Source organism: Brevibacillus sp. IT-7CA2 (assembly GCF_949767855.1).
Classification (GTDB): domain Bacteria; phylum Bacillota; class Bacilli; order Brevibacillales; family Brevibacillaceae; genus Brevibacillus.
This window is the reverse complement of sequence record NZ_CATKQT010000008.1, coordinates 13,482-26,821: the sequence shown is the minus strand read 5'-3', so window position 1 is coordinate 26,821 and position 13,340 is coordinate 13,482. Positions and strand designations below refer to the sequence as shown.

Annotated in this window: 18 protein-coding genes; 16 read left to right on the top strand and 2 right to left on the bottom strand. The window is 49.7% G+C overall.

Annotated features, from left to right (window positions below; genetic code table 11):
• Positions 1-45 precede the first annotated feature (45 nt).
• The 10 genes from ACM6JA_RS05230 to ACM6JA_RS05185 all read left to right on the top strand — a co-directional run bounded on the left by ACM6JA_RS05230 (position 46) and on the right by ACM6JA_RS05185 (position 8,079).
• Entirely contained in the window at positions 46-486 is a 441-nt protein-coding gene (locus ACM6JA_RS05230) for a hypothetical protein (RefSeq protein ID WP_414851465.1), read from the top strand.
• A 2-nt stretch (positions 487-488) separates the two neighbouring features.
• Complete coding sequence (gene alr, locus ACM6JA_RS05225) at positions 489-1,691, top strand: alanine racemase (protein ID WP_414851464.1); 1,203 nt, start codon at positions 489-491, stop codon at positions 1,689-1,691.
• Between the two features lie 228 nt (positions 1,692-1,919).
• Positions 1,920-2,219 (top strand): CopG family ribbon-helix-helix protein, encoded by a 300-nt coding sequence (locus ACM6JA_RS05220; protein ID WP_007721089.1) that lies wholly within the window; start codon positions 1,920-1,922, stop codon positions 2,217-2,219.
• Positions 2,220-2,222: 3 nt separating this feature from the next.
• Positions 2,223-2,573, top strand: a complete 351-nt coding sequence (locus ACM6JA_RS05215) for a type II toxin-antitoxin system PemK/MazF family toxin (protein ID WP_005830205.1) — start codon at positions 2,223-2,225, stop codon at positions 2,571-2,573.
• Between the two features lie 208 nt (positions 2,574-2,781).
• Positions 2,782-3,210, top strand: a complete 429-nt coding sequence (locus tag ACM6JA_RS05210; RefSeq protein WP_414851463.1) for an anti-sigma regulatory factor — start codon at positions 2,782-2,784, stop codon at positions 3,208-3,210.
• 5 nt (positions 3,211-3,215) lie between these two features.
• Positions 3,216-4,217, top strand: coding sequence for a PP2C family protein-serine/threonine phosphatase (locus ACM6JA_RS05205; protein ID WP_414851462.1), 1,002 nt, complete (start codon positions 3,216-3,218; stop codon positions 4,215-4,217).
• A 24-nt stretch (positions 4,218-4,241) separates the two neighbouring features.
• Positions 4,242-4,568 (top strand): anti-sigma factor antagonist, encoded by a 327-nt coding sequence (locus tag ACM6JA_RS05200; RefSeq protein WP_414851460.1) that lies wholly within the window; start codon positions 4,242-4,244, stop codon positions 4,566-4,568.
• The gene (gene rsbW, locus ACM6JA_RS05195) at positions 4,568-5,062 is read left to right on the top strand and encodes an anti-sigma B factor RsbW (protein ID WP_414851459.1); all 495 of its coding nucleotides are present in this window, start codon (positions 4,568-4,570) and stop codon (positions 5,060-5,062) included. Before ACM6JA_RS05200 ends, rsbW begins: the two co-directional genes overlap by 1 nt.
• The gene (gene sigB, locus ACM6JA_RS05190; protein WP_414851458.1) at positions 5,031-5,819 is read left to right on the top strand and encodes an RNA polymerase sigma factor SigB; all 789 of its coding nucleotides are present in this window, start codon (positions 5,031-5,033) and stop codon (positions 5,817-5,819) included. Before rsbW ends, sigB begins: the two co-directional genes overlap by 32 nt.
• Before the next feature lie 97 nt (positions 5,820-5,916).
• Positions 5,917-8,079, top strand: coding sequence for a Tex family protein (locus tag ACM6JA_RS05185; protein WP_414851457.1), 2,163 nt, complete (start codon positions 5,917-5,919; stop codon positions 8,077-8,079).
• An 84-nt stretch (positions 8,080-8,163) separates the two neighbouring features.
• Here the strand turns inward: ACM6JA_RS05185 and cmpA are convergent, their stop codons facing one another.
• The gene (cmpA, locus tag ACM6JA_RS05180) at positions 8,164-8,286 is read right to left on the bottom strand and encodes a cortex morphogenetic protein CmpA (protein ID WP_012684250.1); all 123 of its coding nucleotides are present in this window, start codon (positions 8,284-8,286) and stop codon (positions 8,164-8,166) included.
• A 76-nt stretch (positions 8,287-8,362) separates the two neighbouring features.
• A complete protein-coding gene (locus ACM6JA_RS05175; protein ID WP_007721062.1) occupies positions 8,363-8,701 on the bottom strand; it encodes a hypothetical protein in 339 nt (112 codons plus the stop codon).
• Positions 8,702-8,826: 125 nt separating this feature from the next.
• Here ACM6JA_RS05175 and ACM6JA_RS05170 point away from each other — a divergent pair, with 125 nt between their 5' ends.
• The 6 genes from ACM6JA_RS05170 to tsaD all read left to right on the top strand — a co-directional run bounded on the left by ACM6JA_RS05170 (position 8,827) and on the right by tsaD (position 13,124).
• Entirely contained in the window at positions 8,827-9,288 is a 462-nt protein-coding gene (locus ACM6JA_RS05170) for a SprT family protein (RefSeq protein WP_414851456.1), read from the top strand.
• A gap of 98 nt (positions 9,289-9,386) precedes the next feature.
• Complete coding sequence (gene thiL / locus ACM6JA_RS05165; protein ID WP_414851455.1) at positions 9,387-10,403, top strand: thiamine-phosphate kinase; 1,017 nt, start codon at positions 9,387-9,389, stop codon at positions 10,401-10,403.
• Positions 10,404-10,408: 5 nt separating this feature from the next.
• Entirely contained in the window at positions 10,409-10,879 is a 471-nt protein-coding gene (gene tsaE, locus ACM6JA_RS05160) for a tRNA (adenosine(37)-N6)-threonylcarbamoyltransferase complex ATPase subunit type 1 TsaE (RefSeq protein WP_234126301.1), read from the top strand.
• Positions 10,860-11,582, top strand: a complete 723-nt coding sequence (tsaB, locus tag ACM6JA_RS05155; RefSeq protein WP_144617962.1) for a tRNA (adenosine(37)-N6)-threonylcarbamoyltransferase complex dimerization subunit type 1 TsaB — start codon at positions 10,860-10,862, stop codon at positions 11,580-11,582. The genes tsaE and tsaB overlap by 20 nt, the downstream gene beginning before the upstream one ends.
• A 4-nt stretch (positions 11,583-11,586) precedes the next feature.
• Complete coding sequence (rimI, locus tag ACM6JA_RS05150; RefSeq protein WP_007721048.1) at positions 11,587-12,042, top strand: ribosomal protein S18-alanine N-acetyltransferase; 456 nt, start codon at positions 11,587-11,589, stop codon at positions 12,040-12,042.
• On the top strand, positions 12,042-13,124 hold the full coding sequence (gene tsaD, locus ACM6JA_RS05145; RefSeq protein WP_414851454.1) for a tRNA (adenosine(37)-N6)-threonylcarbamoyltransferase complex transferase subunit TsaD: 1,083 nt from the start codon (positions 12,042-12,044) through the stop codon (positions 13,122-13,124). Before rimI ends, tsaD begins: the two co-directional genes overlap by 1 nt.
• Positions 13,125-13,340 lie beyond the last annotated feature (216 nt).

The window sequence follows — 13,340 nt, the reverse complement described above, 5'->3', positions numbered from 1 at the left end:
ACGATACATTCAGAGTAACTTATTGAATGAGGTGGCATGCTTTACATGAAGAAACCGTCTAACGAAGTTTTGTACGAGGAAGCATCGACCTACAAAGACATGCTCCTGCGAAAAAGCTGGAAAATGCGCATTAACGAGACTGTCATGTTTGTGCTGGGGATGATGATTCTCGCTCAATTTTTCCCGACCAATGACACGCGATTCAAAGTGCTTGTTTTCGCCATTGCCATTGCCGTTGTTGGATTGTCTCCGTTTCTGTACAAATCGGTATTACGTCCGGTGTACAAGCTGACCAAGACACACCTGATTATTTCCATGTCAGGGCAGGAAAAGAGCTACCCGCTGTCTGAAGTCGAGCAAATTTATGAAGGCCGTCATTTTTATCGTGTAGGCGGCAAAAAGGAATCACTGATGGTTTCCAGGCAATTTCTCAGTCATTTAAATGAACGCTTGTTTTACTATAAAAAAGGGAACAAGAGGAGATAGGAATGAAATCGTTTTGTCGTGACACTTGGGTAGAGGTTGATTTGGATGCCATCCGGGCGAACCTCGAGACATTCAAACGCCATTTGCCAGAAAAAACGGGTATTATGGCTGTTGTGAAAGCAGACGGGTATGGTCATGGCGCTGTCCATGTCGGAAAAGAAGCGTTGGCGAGCGGTGCAGATTCACTTGCAGTCGCATTGCTCGATGAAGCGCTGATTTTGCGGAGGGCAGGGATCACTGCGCCGATTTTAGTGTTGGGATACACACCTGTCGAATCCATTGTCACTGCAAGCGAGCTGGAAGTGGAGTTAACCGCTTACAGCGTCGAATGGATCACGGAAGCGAACGACATTCTTCAGAAAAACGATCACAAGCCTGTCGGGATTCATGTGAAGACCGATACGGGAATGGGACGTTTGGGCGTTCGGACAACGGAAGATTTGCTTGCGGTTGTAGGTGCCCTTGAAGAATGCTCTAAGCTTAAGTGGACAGGCATTTTTACGCATTTTGCCTGCGCGGATGAACCAGATACAACCCATGTGCGACGACAACACGACTTGTTTCAATCCTTTTTGCAAGTACTGCGTGAAGCAAATAAAACATTGCCGACTGTTCATTGCTGCAATACGGCTGCGGCTATCGCATTTCCCGATTGGGGGTATGATACGATTCGTTTAGGCATAGGTTTATACGGATTGTATCCTTCTGTGTACATGAAAGAACGTGCGGATGTCATTCTTGCCCCCGCCCTGGCGCTCAAGACCAGAATTGCCCACGTAAAGAAGGCAGATGAGCCATTCACGGTCAGCTATGGTGCTACGTATGCAGCAAAGCCTGACGAGTGGATTGCAACGCTGCCGATCGGATACGCAGATGGCTATTCTCGCCTTTTGTCCAATCGTGGTGAGGTGTTGTACAATGGATCGCGCTACCCGATTGCAGGCAGAGTTTGCATGGATCAAATCATGGTCAGCCTGAATTCGACAGAAGCAGCGGTCAATGATGAGGTCGTCTTGTATGGCAAGCAGGGGGACGAGGAAATCTCTTTGGATGAAATTGCCGAATTGCTGGGAACAATCAATTATGAGGTTCCTTGTATGCTGAATTACCGAATTCCGCGCCTCTATTTGCGCGACCTGAAAGTAACTGACGTATTTCACCCATTGACGATGAAGCACTCGTCCCGTGAAAATGTAAATAACTAGCAAGGAAAAACAGCAGGATTTTTCCCGTGGAACACGAATACTAGTTAAGCGAAAAAGCTGGCTTTTTTGGGTAAACGAAGTCTTCACTGCACCTTTGGATTGTTTACACTCACGTTTTCTCACCGAAAAAGCGACAGTAGGTATATTTTTGCAATGGATTCGACATAATGGTATTGTTCATATTGGCTGTTCTTTCTAGAACCAGCATAGCGGATGGAAGTTACGGTCATGGTTGGAGGTGGATTTGTCTTGTCGAAGTCAAACACGAAACGCATCATGATCAGCTTGCCACAACACTTGCTTCAGGAAGTGGATGGCGTTATTCAAAAGGAAAAATCCAATCGCAGCGAGTTTATTCGTCAAGCGATGCATTTGTATTTGAAAGAGCGAAAAAAACGCACAATCCGTGAGACCATGCAAAAAGGGTACATGGAGATGGCGAAAATCAATCTGAATATGGCATCGGAGGCTTTTGGCGCTGAAGAAGAGGCTGACCATACTCTTGTCCGCTTAGTTAGCGGGGTGTGACTGGTGATTGTCAAACGTGGCGATGTGTTTTTCGCGGACCTGTCCCCGGTCGTTGGCTCTGAGCAAGGAGGCGTACGGCCTGTTTTAGTCATTCAAAACGACATTGGAAATCGATTTAGTCCGACGGTCATCGTCGCAGCCATTACGGCGCAGATTCAAAAGGCGAAGCTGCCTACGCATGTGGAAATTGACGCAAAAACTTATGGATTTGATCGTGACTCCGTTATTCTATTGGAACAAATACGAACCATTGACAAACAACGTCTAACTGATAAAATTACGCATCTCGATGACGAGATGATGGATCGGGTTAATGAATCCTTGCAAATCAGTTTAGGACTCATTGATTTTTAACGTGTGAAAAAAGATCAGACTAATTGATAGGAAAAGCCACTTGAGTGAAGCAAGTGGTTTTTTGCTGTCAAATTTGCAGGGATTTTATAGGTGCACAGCGAACTGTTCGAAAAGAGAATATAAGACAAAATGTGACACAATATGATTTATTTTTCGAGGTAGAGAAAAAACTCATTTCTACCTACCAAGCGAGGCGGAAGGGGTTTTTTTGGTTGTGGCAGACTTTTCTCCTGAGACAATCAATATAGAACAAGAATCAGACATCGTGACGGCGCGGCAAGTGGGGCGAAATATGTCGAAGTTGTTTGGCTTTGGCACGATCACGCAGTCCCGCATCGCCACGTCAATCTCTGAATTGGCTCGCAATATTTATTTGTATGCGGGTACGGGGACGATCATCATTTCGCCTATTGAGAGCGAAGGAGTGATCGGCTTGCAAATAACAGCGAATGACAGCGGACCAGGGATTCCTGATATTCGACAGGCGTTAGATGATGGCTATTCGACTTCGGGTGCCCTCGGGGCCGGATTGCCGGGTGTCAGGCGCATGATGGATGAATTTGAGATCCACAGTACCCTGGGAGAAGGGACGCGTGTCGTTGTTGTGAAGTGGAGCGATCAAGCAAAGGAGGAATGAGATAAATGGTAACCCGGAGCTTCCAGGAAGAGTATGTAAAAATTCTTCGGGATTACCTGAGTGCTCAAGGGGAGGACCAGCTTTACGGAGCCCAGCAATTGGGCAAATGGATGCTTTCTCAAGATATTTCGCCAGAAGAAATAACTGATTTGCATGCGCAAGCGCTTGAGCAGCTCGGGGAAGTGCCAGAGTTTGTGCGCTCCTCCTTCTCCATTTTGACAGAGGTCATGATTGAATATGGGAACGAGCACCGATCCGTAAACAGCTGGCGCAATAGGCATCAGCAGATGGAATCGGAAATAGCCGTGGCGAAAGCGATGCAGCAATCACTTTTGCCAAGTGAGGTTCCAGTCTATCCAGAACTGGAGATTGGCGTAGTGAGTATTGCCGCGAAACAAATCTCAGGCGACTATTATGACTTCATTGAACAAACCGAAGGTCGTTTCGGCGTCGCCATAGCAGACATTACCGGGAAAGGAATGCCTGCTGCGATGTGTACGTCGATGGTGAAATATGCGATAGACAGCCTTGGACAAATGGAGCTGGGTCCCGATGAAATGCTGCACCATTTAAACCGGATCGTGGGAAGAAATATTGATCCGAGCATGTTTGTGACGATGATGTTTGGCAGTTACGACTCGAAGGAACACTGTTTCCGTTATGCCATGGCAGGACACGAGCCAGGATTTTTGTACAGGTCGGCCGAAGGAAAGTTTTACGATCTCGAAGGGCGAGGGAATGCACTCGGTTTATGTCCGAGCAGTGAATACGAGGTTCAGGAGATTCGTTTAGAAATAAATGATGTTCTGATTCTTCTGACGGATGGTGTAACAGAATGCAAAAATAACCGATATTATTTGCAAAGGGAAGAGCTTGTACACCATTTGCAAAAAGAGGTAGGCGAATCTGCCCAAAAGATGGCAAACGGCCTGTACAATAGACTGCTTCTGCTCTCCCAGTTTAACCTGCTGGATGATTACACCATGATTGTACTTCGAAGAACCTAAGCAACGTACGGGGGGTAGACGCAGATGGACCTGCTAATTGAGACAACGAGCCTTGAAACTGAGCACCGAGTGGTCCTTGGTGGAGATATTGATGCTTTTACAGCACCGAAAGTTAAGGAAACACTCATGTCACTCGTCAACAAACCGGATATCAATCACATAACGGTTGATTTGGAAGCAGTAGAATACATGGACAGTACCGGAATTGGAATTTTCATCGGGATTATGAAAGAGTGCATCCAACGAAATCGTACATTTGGGGTGCACAAATTGTCTCCGCGTGTGGAAAGGCTATTTCGCATTACTGGCTTATACGATCATATTGCCATCCGCAAAGGAGAGAGCGAGTAATGGGTCCAAATCGACCTCAGGCAGACGTGATTCAATTGACTTTGCCAAGCAAGGCGGAGTATTTGGGAGTAGCGCGTCTGACTGTATCCGGTATAGCCAACCGTATGGGCTTTTCTTATGAAGAGATTGAGGATATCAAGCTTGCCGTCGGAGAAGCATGCACGAATGTAGTAAGACATGCATACAAGGAAACAGAGAATCCTGGCTCCATTCATATCCAATGCCACGTTTATGAAGATCGATTGGTGATCGAGGTAAGCGATCAGGGCGTTGGATTTTCAAATGAGTTCATTGCTGAGCAACTGACGCCGATTTATGCAGGGAAAAGCATAGAGGATTTGGGTGAGGGCGGGCTTGGGCTCTATCTCATTCACACGCTTATGGATGAGGTGGAGACTCGTTCTGAATCAGGGGTAGTAGTCTCCATGACCAAGTATGTTCGGCAGGATGGGGTGGCTGGCAATGACTGGACAATCGCGGAAGCAGAAATATAGTCCAGAGGAGTTGAAGGAGCTCATCCACCTGTATGGTGAAACAAAAGATCCTGCGATACAGGACCAACTGGTGAGGGCCTATACTCCTCTTGTGGAATCGTTAGCGAAGAAGTTTGTTCGCGGACAAGTCATGTATGAAGACCTCGTGCAAGTCGGATTAATCGGCCTGCTTGCTTCCTTTCGTCGGTTCGACCCTAGCTTTGAGCGGACATTTGAGAGCTTTGCGATCCCGACTATCGTGGGGGAGATTAAGCGCTATATTCGGGACAAGACATGGAGTGTCTATGTTCCGCGAAGAGTAAAGGAACTGAGCCCGAAGATCAAACGGGTGGTCGACGAGCTCACGATCAAGCTGCAGCGATCTCCCCAAATTGCGGACATTGCCAACAGCCTCGGCGTTACAGAGGAAGCGATTCTGGAAACCTTGGAGATGGGGCGCAGCTATCATTCTCTCTCTATGGACAGCGAGCTGGAAGCGGATCTGGATGGCAACACCATTTCTTTACTCGACCTAGTGGGGTCGACAGAGGAAGGGTACGGAGCAGTCGAGCAGAATCTGATGCTGGAGCGGGCCCTGCAAATTTTGGATCACCGTGAAAAAGAAATCATACAATTAACTTTTTATCAAAATTTGAGTCAGAAGCAAGCTGGGGACATCATGGGGATGTCGCAGATGCATATATCCCGCCTTCAGCGCAGGGCGTTGGGCAAGCTGAGAGAAGCATTGAAAGTGGAACAGCTGGAAACCGCGACGTAGAGGGGCCAAGTGGCTCCTCTTTTTTCTTCCCTTTTTCCAGTCCTTGTTAGCAAATGTGGTACAATAAACGACGAAGAATGAGCGCAGGAGGACAGGTATGGAGCTTACGTTGATGATCCAGACAATCGCCCAAGATACGGGTGTCAAACCTCACCAGGTGGAGCGCACGGTTGCCCTCCTGGATGAAGGAAACACGGTTCCTTTTATTGCCCGCTACCGCAAAGAAATGACGGGGCAGCTAGATGAAACACAAATTCGAGCGATTGAGGAACGCGTTCGCTATTTACGCAACCTGTCAGTTCGGAAGGAAGAAGTCGTTCGGCTCATCGATGAGCAAGGCAAGCTGACGGACGAGCTGCGCGCAGCTATTGAGCGTGCGACAAGGCTGCAAGAGGTAGAGGACCTGTACCGCCCTTACCGCCAAAAACGCCGCACGCGTGCAACCATGGCCAAGGAGAAGGGACTAGAGCCACTTGCCAACTACCTCATGAGCTTACCGAAAACCGGGAATCCGGATGAAGAAGCAAAATCATACATCAACCCGGAAAAAGGCGTAGAGACGACTGAGCAAGCTCTGCAAGGAGCAATGGACATCGTGGCGGAACTTCTGTCTGATGACCCAGAAATTCGCCAGTGGGTTCGCCAGCGCTCCGTGCAAAAAGGGTTGCTTCTGACTGAGCAGAAAGCCGAAGAAGCAGACGAGAAAAATGTATACCAAATGTATTACGCATATAGTGAGCCTCTGAAAAAGGTGGTTCCACATCGGGTACTGGCCATCAATCGGGGAGAAAACGAAGGCATTTTGAAGGTTTCCATTGAAGCGCCTGTCGCAGAGATTGTGGCTTGGATGCAAAAACGCACCATTCCTCGTGATACAGTAGCCCGCAATCTGCTGACTTTGACAGTCGAGGACGCGTATAAGCGTCTGATTGCCCCTTCTATTGAACGAGAGGTGCGCGCCGAGCTGACAGAGGCAGCCGAGGAACGTGCAATTCACATCTTTGCAGAAAACCTGCGCAATTTGCTGCTTCAACCGCCTGTAAAAGGAAAAGTCGTACTTGGGGTCGATCCGGCGTTTCGGACAGGTTGTAAGCTCGCGGTTGTAGACGAAACCGGCAAACTGCTGGAGGTTGCCGTCGTTTACCCGACCCCTCCGGCCAATAAAGTGGCTGAAGCTACAGTGAAAGTGAAGCAGTTGATCGAAACCTATGCAGTTACGGTTGTCGCGATTGGCAACGGTACTGCTTCGCGCGAGACAGAACAGTTCATTGCCACGCTACTGAAAGAGCTGAAGCGAGAGGTGATGTACATCATCGTGAACGAGGCAGGCGCATCCGTGTATTCCGCATCCACCATAGCCAAGGAAGAATTCCCGGACTTGGATGTAGCAGAGCGAAGTGCGGCTTCGATCGCGCGTCGCTTGCAGGACCCGCTCGCTGAGTTGGTCAAAATCGATCCGAAGTCCGTCGGGGTCGGTCAGTACCAGCACGATGTTTCCCAATCGAGGCTGGCAGACAGTCTGCAGTTTGTGGTTGAGTCTGCCGTAAACCATGTCGGAGTAGATGTGAATACTGCTTCTCCTTCTCTATTGCAGTATGTATCAGGGATCAGCCGTCAAGTGGCGGGGAATATCGTGAAAAAACGGGACGAGGTCGGGAAGTTCACGGAGCGCTCCCAGTTGAAGGCGGTTCCGCGCTTAGGTGCCAAAACGTACGAGCAGTGTATCGGGTTTCTCCGCGTGATGGATGGAGCGAATCCACTGGACAAAACACCGATTCACCCGGAATCGTACGATGCGACCCACCAGCTATTGTCAATGCTGGGCATTAACGCTCACGAGATCGGCGGTGAGAACTGCAAGGAACGCGTGCAGTCTTTGGATGTAAAAGAGACTGCTGCGAAGCTCGGGATTGGTGAGCCTACGCTACAAGACATTGTGGACAGCCTCTTGCGTCCTGGTCGCGACCCACGTGACGAGCTGCCAAAACCACTCTTGCGAAGTGATGTCCTCCAGCTGTCTGATCTGAGTGTGGGCATGAAGCTGCAAGGTACTGTGCGCAACGTGGTCGATTTCGGAGCGTTTGTGGATATCGGTCTGAAAAACGACGGACTCGTGCACATTTCCCGTTTGAAGAAGGGCTTTGTGAAACATCCACTTGAAGTGGTGACCGTTGGCGATATCGTAGATGTATGGGTAGTAGAAATTGACGAGAAACGTCAGCGTGTAGGGATGACCATGATCGCGCCAACGGAAGGATAACCGATCCTCCTTCTTCAGGTTCTCGCCACTTTCTCGGTGCTGAAAAGACGACTTTTTGAACATGAACTAAAAGGCGGCCTCCTGTCAGTCAGGGCGGCCGCCATTTTTTTCCAAATATAAGAACCAGCAACTGTTGAGCACACGAATTTGGCGAACGTCCTTCCCATTAAAGGCACGTTGCAACTGCCTGCGCATCCATTGTGGCATGAAAGTACCTCCTGGAGAGATTCGTCTATAGGCAATGTATGCGCAGAGACGAGCAGGAGGTGCCTACAATTTTCATTTACTCTTCTTCTTCGTGCAAATACTCCAATTGAGCTTGTAGGGCACGGATCTCTGTCAATAAAGAGATGAGCGGATACTCTGTCTCTTGTAGGGCAGCGAAGCGACGCTCCAGACCACTGACGTACTCCAAACCATCCACGATCGAAAGCCCGCTCTCTAACCGATCCACATCCGCACAGTCTGCCAGAAGCGTAGGCAATTCTGGGCGCTCTGTGATCGTCAATTTGTCAATTTCCTTGTAAAGTCGTTTCAATAGAGCGATTAATTGGTACATATGCGTTTCTGGCAACGAGACAAACTGTAGTCCGTCACTGGACTGCAACAACAAATAGCGCATGAGCTCCTCCACCATTCTGTCTACCGTTTAGATATGACCGTTTATTTGCACATAGTGTAGCCTATCTATCTGGCACTTTTCAACTGGAACTGCTATGGTGAAAAGAAGGAAGCGGAGGAGATGAGATGACCGATATGGAACTGCAAATGCTGGTAGAGCAGATATCCAGCGAATTTTTTGCCAAGCCCTTTCGCCATCAGGCCCGCTTTAACAGCAGATTGCGCACGACTGGCGGCAGGTACTTGCTGCGCTCGCATGACATTGAATTGAATCCGAAGCATTTGCAGGAGCATGGTGTGGAGGAATTGATTGCGATCATTAAGCACGAGCTTTGCCATTATCATTTACACATAGAAAAGCGCGGGTATAGACACGCTGACCGGGATTTTCAACTACTTCTGCGTCAGGTGGGGGGAAGTCGATACTGCCAACAGGTAGGAAACGGTCGGACGACCCTGCCTTACCGCTACGAGCTGGTATGCAAGGCATGTGGCATGAGCTACAAACGCAAACGAAAGATGAACCCGAGCCGCTATCGTTGCGGACGCTGCAAAGGAAAGCTGCTGTTACGCGAGCTAACGATGTAAAGAGTCAGAGGCGGTTGGCTTTCTTGCGCGTCTTTTGACAGCAGGGGTATAATGAACAGACGAAAAATGTTTTCCGCGAAGGAAAAGGAGCGTTTGAAGTGGCACACGACGAATTTTCCCTGATCCGGCAATGGACGAGTCGTTCTGCGGGGCAGGAAGGGAACGGTTTGACCGTCGGGATAGGGGATGATGCCGCTGTCTTCTCCCCAGCGCCAGAAATGGAAGTCGTGGCTTGTTGCGATGCGATGGTGGAGACGGTTCATTTTTTGAAGAAAACGATGAATCCTAGTGATATCGGATATAAGGCTGTTATCAGCAATGTGAGCGATGTTGCAGCGATGGGCGGGGTTGCCCGGTATGCGCTTGTCAGTATCGCGGTAAGTCCGCAATGGACGCCTGACGAATGCCAGCAAATCTATGAAGGTATTTACGAGGCTTGTCAGGCATATGGAGTTCGTGTCATTGGTGGTGATACCGTTTCTGCGCCTGATGCCTTACACCTGAGTGTTACCGTATTGGGCGAGGTAGAAAAAGGGCGTGCCATTCGTCGTTCACAGGCAAAGCCTGGGCAGCTTGTTTTTGTTACAGGGCATGTCGGAACTTCTGCAGCAGGACTACATTTACTCCTGCAAGGCGAGACTGCTGAAAGAAGCGTCTCTTTACCTTGGGAGACATTGATGAATGCTCATCAGCGTCCCGTTGCCCAAATAAAAGCGGGCAGACTGCTCCTGGAATCAGGGGCATGCAGTGCGCTGAATGATGTCAGTGATGGGCTGGCGTCAGAGCTGTGGGAGATTGCCGAGGCCAGCGGCGTATCGATTTTGGTCGATGCTGCAATGGTACCGATCCATGACGAAGTTCGGGAGTATGCACGGCACGTAGAGAAAGATCCGCTGGAATGGGCTTTTTATGGCGGTGAAGATTATCAATTGGTCGGAACGCTTGCGAAAAGTCACTACGAAGCCGTAAGCAAGCAATTTGCCGCTAGTGGTGTACCGTTTACTGTCATCGGTGAGGTGGTAGGGAAAAGGCAAGAACCAGAATTGATGCTTCAGCGCGATGATCAACAGCTCCCGTTGCCCAAAGCGGGATTCAACCATTTTAGGAGTGGATGAAAGAGATGAGCTATACATGGAGGCTCACGGGAGCGCAGGAGACGCAGCGCTTTGCCGAGCAACTGGCAAGTCTGCTTGAACCAGGTGACTTCCTCGCGATGGAGGGAGATCTGGGAGCGGGCAAGACGACTTTTACCCAGGGGTTGGCCAAAGGACTAGGAGTCCGACAAGTAGTGAACAGTCCGACCTTTACTATCATAAAAGAATATCAGGGGCGCTTGCCGCTTTATCATATGGATGTCTACCGGGTAGGCGATGACCCAGACTCTCTTGGTCTGGACGATTACTTTTTTGGAGAAGGTGTCTGTGTTGTAGAGTGGGCCTCTTTGATCGAGGATGTCCTGCCGACAGATAGGATGACCGTCTTCCTGCGTAGAGAAGGGGAGGAACAGCGGGTGATCGAGCTGGTTCCTCAAGGGAATCGTTATGTGAAATTGTGTGAGGAGTTTGATTTTGATGCGCGTACTGGCGATTGATACATCGAATCTGGTGCTAAGTGTAGCTGTGGTAGAGGAAGAGCGGGTCTTGGCTGAAATGACGACGAACCAACAAAAAAACCATTCCGTGCGTCTGATGGACTGCGTTAGTGAACTGCTCGATGCAACAGGAACAGCGCCAGAGGAACTCAGCGGTTTCGGGGTGGCAAACGGACCGGGCTCCTATACAGGCGTGAGAATCGGCGTTGCCTCTGCGAAAAGCATGGCTTGGTCACTGAATGTGCCAGTCATCGGTGTATCCAGTCTGGAGGTAATCGCCATGAATGCCACAGGCTTCTCTGGATTGATTGTACCGCTGTTCGATGCGCGCAGAGGTCAAGTGTATACTGGCTGTTATCGTTCCGATGGCATGGAGGCGGTGCGTGCGCAGTCCACAGAACAAATCATCCTGTTGCGAGAATGGCTACCACTGTTACGAGATCAAGCGCAAGGAGAGCCGATCTTGTTCTTGGGTGAAGATGTAAGGCTGCATCGGGAGACGATTGTGCAAGAGCTCGGGAATCAGGCGCAATTTGCTTCTCCAGCGTTCAATCACCCGCGTGCTGCCCATATCGGCTATGTGGCACTGCGCAAGCTTCAAGACGGCGGAAATGCGCATGAACTGGTTCCGGAGTATTTGCAACTGGCAGAGGCAGAAGCGAAGTGGCTTGCCCAAAAGCAGGCGGGGGCCGTAAAGGAGTAAAAGCATGAGTCAACCAATCGATTTGGAATATCGTTATATGACGATGCAGGACGTTGGGGCTGTGGCAGAGCTGGAGCGCTTGGCTTTTACAACTCCATGGCCACATGATGCATTTGTCAACGAGCTGACGAGAAATCCAAATGCACGCTATGTAGTCGTCGTTCACCAAAATCGGGTTATCGCTTACTGCGGCATGTGGATCGTGATCGATGAGGCACATATTACAAATATCGCCGTCCATCCATTATATCGTGGAAAAAAGGTTGGATTGGCACTGATGATCAAAATGATGGGTGTTGCCAAGCTGCAGGGGGCCCATAGCATGACGCTGGAAGTTCGACCTTCGAACACAGTTGCGCGGAACATGTATATCAAGCTCGGCTTTAAAGAGCATGGGCGGCGCAAGAGATATTATTCGGATAATAATGAGGACGCAATCATTATGTGGGTGACATTGTAATGAACAAGACGTATACGTCGCGCTACGAGAAGCGCATACAGCAAAAATACGAAGCACATAGAGAATCAGGTGCTCCTACTTATATTTTAGGAATTGAAACAAGCTGCGACGAGACATCGGCTGCTATCATCCGTGATGGTCGAGAGGTGCTGTCGAACGTCATCGCTTCCCAAGCCGATATCCATAAAAGGTTTGGCGGAGTCGTGCCGGAGGTGGCTTCTCGCAGACATGTAGAGAATATTACACTTACCATCGAAGAGGCACTGACCGAGGCTGGGAAAACGCTGGATGACATCCAGGCAATTGCGGTGACGTACGGGCCTGGGCTTGTCGGAGCCCTGTTAGTTGGCGTGGCAGCAGCAAAAGCCATTTCCATGGCCAGAGGCATCCCGCTAATTGGAGTGCATCATATCGCGGGTCATATTTACGCGAATCGACTGGTGCAAGAAATGGAGTTTCCGCTGATCGCACTCGTCGTATCGGGTGGGCATACAGAGCTTGTCTGGATGAAGGAGCACGGTCAGTTCGAGATTTTAGGGGAAACGCGAGATGACGCTGCAGGAGAAGCATATGACAAAGTAGCACGAGCACTGAATATGCCGTATCCAGGCGGACCTCATATTGATCGCCTCGCACATGAAGGGGAGGCAAATGTACCGCTCCCTCGTTCATGGCTGGAGCCAGACTCCTACGATTTCAGCTTCAGTGGCTTGAAGTCAGCGGTGCTCAATACTTTGCACAATGCAGCTCAGCGAGGAGAGACGATCGAACCGGCGAATCTGGCTGCGAGCTTCCAAGACTCTGTAACAGAGGTGCTCGTAGAAAAGACGATTCGGGCAGCTCGTTCTCATGGAGCGAAGCAGGTACTGCTGGCCGGGGGCGTCGCGGCGAATCGCGGATTGCGTGAGCGACTGCAAGCAAGGTGCGAGGCAGAAGGAATTCCGTTGGTGATTCCACCGTTCTTACTATGTACGGACAACGCTGCGATGATTGCGGCAGCAGGCTTTATCAAGTATGAAAAAGGACAGTTTGAAGGGCTTGATTTGAACGGAGTCCCAAGCTTGTCGCTTTCTGAGCAATAGAGTGACCAGATGAAAAGCATCTCTGAGGTTGAATCAGAGATGCTTTTTTTGTTTGTTTAAACGAGCGGCTGCAGTGGGGGAAGAAGCACATTTCCAGTCTACGCTTCGGCCTACGCCCCGCAAGGGGAGGGAGACTGCCCGCTCCGGAATAAATGGCGGGAGCGCTTCAAAAGTAGTTACCTCGAAGAGGTATTCGCAGAGGTTGAAGCTAAAAAC

Excerpts from the sequence above, each read along its gene's own strand:
- ACM6JA_RS05230 (WP_414851465.1), top strand. The coding sequence starts at position 46 with ATGAAGAAACCGTCTAACGAAGTTTTGTACGAGGAAGCATCGACCTAC.
- alr (WP_414851464.1), top strand. The coding sequence starts at position 489 with ATGAAATCGTTTTGTCGTGACACTTGGGTAGAGGTTGATTTGGATGCC.
- ACM6JA_RS05220 (WP_007721089.1), top strand. The coding sequence starts at position 1,920 with ATGGTTGGAGGTGGATTTGTCTTGTCGAAGTCAAACACGAAACGCATC.
- ACM6JA_RS05205 (WP_414851462.1), top strand. The coding sequence starts at position 3,216 with ATGGTAACCCGGAGCTTCCAGGAAGAGTATGTAAAAATTCTTCGGGAT.
- ACM6JA_RS05200 (WP_414851460.1), top strand. The coding sequence starts at position 4,242 with ATGGACCTGCTAATTGAGACAACGAGCCTTGAAACTGAGCACCGAGTG.
- rsbW (WP_414851459.1), top strand. The coding sequence starts at position 4,568 with ATGGGTCCAAATCGACCTCAGGCAGACGTGATTCAATTGACTTTGCCA.
- sigB (WP_414851458.1), top strand. The coding sequence starts at position 5,031 with ATGACTGGACAATCGCGGAAGCAGAAATATAGTCCAGAGGAGTTGAAG.
- ACM6JA_RS05185 (WP_414851457.1), top strand. The coding sequence starts at position 5,917 with ATGGAGCTTACGTTGATGATCCAGACAATCGCCCAAGATACGGGTGTC.
- cmpA (WP_012684250.1), bottom strand. The coding sequence starts at position 8,286 with ATGCCACAATGGATGCGCAGGCAGTTGCAACGTGCCTTTAATGGGAAG.
- ACM6JA_RS05175 (WP_007721062.1), bottom strand. The coding sequence starts at position 8,701 with ATGCGCTATTTGTTGTTGCAGTCCAGTGACGGACTACAGTTTGTCTCG.
- ACM6JA_RS05170 (WP_414851456.1), top strand. The coding sequence starts at position 8,827 with ATGACCGATATGGAACTGCAAATGCTGGTAGAGCAGATATCCAGCGAA.
- tsaE (WP_234126301.1), top strand. The coding sequence starts at position 10,409 with ATGAGCTATACATGGAGGCTCACGGGAGCGCAGGAGACGCAGCGCTTT.
- tsaB (WP_144617962.1), top strand. The coding sequence starts at position 10,860 with ATGCGCGTACTGGCGATTGATACATCGAATCTGGTGCTAAGTGTAGCT.
- rimI (WP_007721048.1), top strand. The coding sequence starts at position 11,587 with ATGAGTCAACCAATCGATTTGGAATATCGTTATATGACGATGCAGGAC.
- tsaD (WP_414851454.1), top strand. The coding sequence starts at position 12,042 with ATGAACAAGACGTATACGTCGCGCTACGAGAAGCGCATACAGCAAAAA.